Annotated in this window: 4 protein-coding genes; all 4 read right to left on the reverse strand. The window is 30.9% G+C overall.

The genetic code is table 11. The features are described from left to right. Positions 1-280: 280 nt before the first annotated feature. Genes AA81_RS04545 through AA81_RS04560 form a run of 4 tightly spaced genes read right to left on the reverse strand, consistent with a single transcriptional unit; the run spans position 281 to position 3,035 of the window. The gene (locus tag AA81_RS04545; protein WP_103898339.1) at positions 281-1,105 is read right to left on the reverse strand and encodes an ABC transporter ATP-binding protein; all 825 of its coding nucleotides are present in this window, start codon (positions 1,103-1,105) and stop codon (positions 281-283) included. Then, positions 1,102-1,701, reverse strand: a complete 600-nt coding sequence (locus AA81_RS04550; protein WP_103898340.1) for a hypothetical protein — start codon at positions 1,699-1,701, stop codon at positions 1,102-1,104. The genes AA81_RS04545 and AA81_RS04550 overlap by 4 nt, the downstream gene beginning before the upstream one ends. Beyond that, positions 1,682-2,050 carry a GntR family transcriptional regulator gene (locus AA81_RS04555; RefSeq protein ID WP_103076172.1) on the reverse strand — a complete coding sequence of 123 codons (369 nt, stop codon included), beginning with the start codon at positions 2,048-2,050 and terminating at the stop codon, positions 1,682-1,684. The genes AA81_RS04550 and AA81_RS04555 overlap by 20 nt, the downstream gene beginning before the upstream one ends. A gap of 13 nt (positions 2,051-2,063) precedes the next feature. After that, positions 2,064-3,035, reverse strand: coding sequence for an energy-coupling factor transporter transmembrane component T family protein (locus AA81_RS04560; RefSeq protein WP_103898341.1), 972 nt, complete (start codon positions 3,033-3,035; stop codon positions 2,064-2,066). Positions 3,036-3,526 lie beyond the last annotated feature (491 nt).

Consider the following 3,526-nt stretch of genomic DNA (forward strand, 5'->3'; position numbering starts at 1 on the left):
CTATTTTCGTGATAGAACCGAAAGGACTTTGAAGTAAATTTTATTTTATATTTTTGTTGCTATTGGGTAAAGAACCTTCTGCTATTTCTTTTTATGCTTTTGAAGGGGAAGGAAGAGAAGAGTTGGTGGAAATTATTGGCAATTTTAATTGAAAAACGCCCATGTTGGGCGTCTTTTCGGAAATTATTTCAATAACTCTTTTAGCTTTTTCGTCTTGGATCATATTAAGCGGCTATTTATGTATCTAATTTTTCTACCATCATTTTTTGAAATAGAACCTTTATTTTTTAACTTCAAAAGGGGTGAAAGCTTGGATACTTCTTAAATATCCAAGAACAATTTCGTTAAATGTCGCAAATCTTCCAATCTCTTCTTCAGTTTTTACCAACACCTCTTCTTCAAAGTTAGATACAACTTCACCAGTTGGAATAGGTTCACCTTTTCTTATCATCCTGTGCTTTTCTTTAGCAGAATCCATATCATCTGTATATAATATTTTACCTTCTTTTATAATTGCAAAAGATGACGATATTTCCTCGAGTTCGTATATTTCGTGAGAAGATATGATTATCGTCTTGTTCGTTTCATTTGCATAATTTCTTAAAATTTTTAAAGCCTCCGATCTTATAACGGGATCAAGGTTCTGAGTTGGTTCATCTAAGAGCAAAAGATCGGCGTTACTGGATATTGTTAGTGCCAAATAAAACAATGTTTTCATACCCATTGAATATCTTTCCACTTTTTGGTTTATGTCGAAGTTGTAATGTAAAACAAAATTAGAAAATGTTTCCTCATTGAAGTTAGGATACAACATACTCCAAATTTTTAGGTAATCACTTCCTTTAAAATTAGAAAATGTCAACCTATCTTCTGTCATCACAGAAACCTTTGTTTTTATCTCAGGGGTTATTTTTTCAGAAAAAAGCTTTATCTCACCGTTGTTTGGTTTCAACTCCCCGTATAGACATCTCAAAGTTGTTGTTTTCCCTGCACCATTGGGACCTATTAGAGAAAAGATTTCACCCTCATTTACATTAAAATTGATCTTGTTCAATATCGGTTTTGAATTGAAACTTTTAACTAAGTCTTTCACTTCTATTATCATTTTTGTACACCTCTTTTTTCAAACAGATATAAAGATAAGAGTAAAAGAAACACAGAAAATATCAAACTTGCCCAAACATTCCCTTGGTTCGACGGGCTAATATATTTGTAGGGATTTACAGCATAACTGGAACCAATTTTCCCAAGTATCCAATCAGCGATCAATATCAAAAATGGTATTCCAAATGTATCTCCCCCTAATGTAACAGAGATTATAATAATGGCAAAATAAGCCGTTGCAAATATTATGACACTCAAGATCTTTAAAAGTGCTATTGATAAGTACAAACTTCCAAAGTTAAAAAAGGCTAGCCCGATAGAACTAGGTATAACTATCAATAGTAGGGAAAGTACATAAGATGAGAAAAATACCTCTCTGTATGAATAAGGAAGGGATATTATAAGGGAGAACTTTCCGTTTCTTAAATCATGTCCGATCATGTTTGTAAGGAAAAGGAATATGAAAAATAACGTTAAAAACGGTACATCAAAGGTTATGAAAAATAAAAAAATCAAAGAGAATATAAATATTCTTCCACTTTTTTCAGTAAACTCTTTTTGAAAATAAACTTCCAACTTATTCAGAAAATTGACCATCTTTCCAAACCTCCTCCAAAATTAATTTTATAGTTTCTAAGTCTATGTCTTCCTTTTTTAATTTTTCTACACAATTTCTAATCTCATCAACAATGCCTTTTTTTAAATCTATATTCTTTGAAACAAAAAAACCTATTCCATGTTGGGCTTCTATGTATCCTGATGTTTCTAACTTGTCTAAAGCTTTTAAAATCGTGTTTATGTTGACTTTGAAAACTGTACTCAACTCCCTAACAGGTGGTAATTGATCACCTTCTTTTAGATTTCCCATAATTATTTCCTTTTTTATTTGGTTCATTATTTGTAAATAAGATGGTATCCCACTGTGTTTATCTACTTCATACAGCATATTTACAACCCTTTCAATATTTTTTTCTTCTGATCTTAATTCTGCCTTGGGTATCGAGCTTTAACCTTCCTTCATTATCCGAAGGTTCTAGAAGTTCTAGATCACCATAAGCCCCTTTAATTGATAAATACCTCGTACCTACCCATTTATCCATGTATTGTATGGTACCTGTCAACGCTGCGCCGTTAATATAGATATGTTCTGCGTTAATTACTGAGAGGTCAATTTTTACACCAGCGCCGTTTAGTGTTAACTCACTTGCATCTACTAAGCCATGCCAACTAATCCCTGATGCATTAATTTCAGCTTGGTCTACGTGTACATTACCACCTAAACTTAAACCTGCAGAATTTATCGAAAGATTACTCGCTTCAAGTGTTACATTGAAATCAAGCCCAGTGGTATTTAAATCAAAATTTTCTAATTCTAAATTCCCCACTACATTTAAACCTGTTGAGTTTATCCTTATGTTCTTGTAGGGTACTTTTGAGCCAATTACTATGATATATTTTTGATCTTGAACGTCTGATGTTAAAGTTAAAGTATCTTCATTTCTTATACGATTAATTTGACTAGGAATGTAGATCTGATCAGACGTTTCATCAAAAATTATTTCATAATTTATTCCTTCAATTTGTAAATTTTCAGTCCTTTCTATGTAAATATCGGGTTGGATTTCTTCAGTATTAGAATTGTAGCTATAACCGTTTTGGTTATATAATTCTTCCCAGTTGAAAATATTATTCCATAAATTATCCCAATCTATATGCGAGTCTATAAAATAAGAAAATATACTTGCTGGAATCACAAATAAAACTACCGCTAAAATAACAAACAAAATTTTAAAGCTTTTCAGGTTAAGAGCCAGAAAAACAATCGCAACTGTCGAGAAAATGATTTTCAAAAAGAAGGAAGGTATAAAAAGAGCCGAAATACCGAAAACAGCTGCAAAGACAAGCTTTAACAAATAATTGTACCTGGACATTTACAATCACCCCCAATGTTTTGTTGTTATATTTAACTATAACACATATTATAAAAAAAGTCAACTTTTTGTGTTTTAATTTTATAATTCAACAACGATCAACAAAACAACAACAAATTTCTTCATCCTCTTTCACCCCCTTAGATTATTCTTTTAATTTAAAACTAATATCTCAAATAATCCCATCCCTCATTTTAATCATACCCTTTTCCATATGATTTTCAAGTGTTTTTTAAGTGGGTTCAAATATTTATTAATAAAGCATTACAGAGATCGGTCAAAAAATACTCATGTTAAAATTATTTACTATGTTTTTTATCGGATATAATGCATTTGTCTTTCTTTTAATTATTATAAGAGAGTTATGATATAATGAAATTTAGAAAAAAATATAGAAGCTTCAAGTGGTGTTAACATTCCAAAGAAAGGACTTCGAAGTAAATTTTATTTTATATTTTTGTTGCTATTAGGTAAAGATAAAGAGGGTTGAG

It is taken from the genome of Petrotoga halophila DSM 16923 (genome assembly GCF_002924615.1).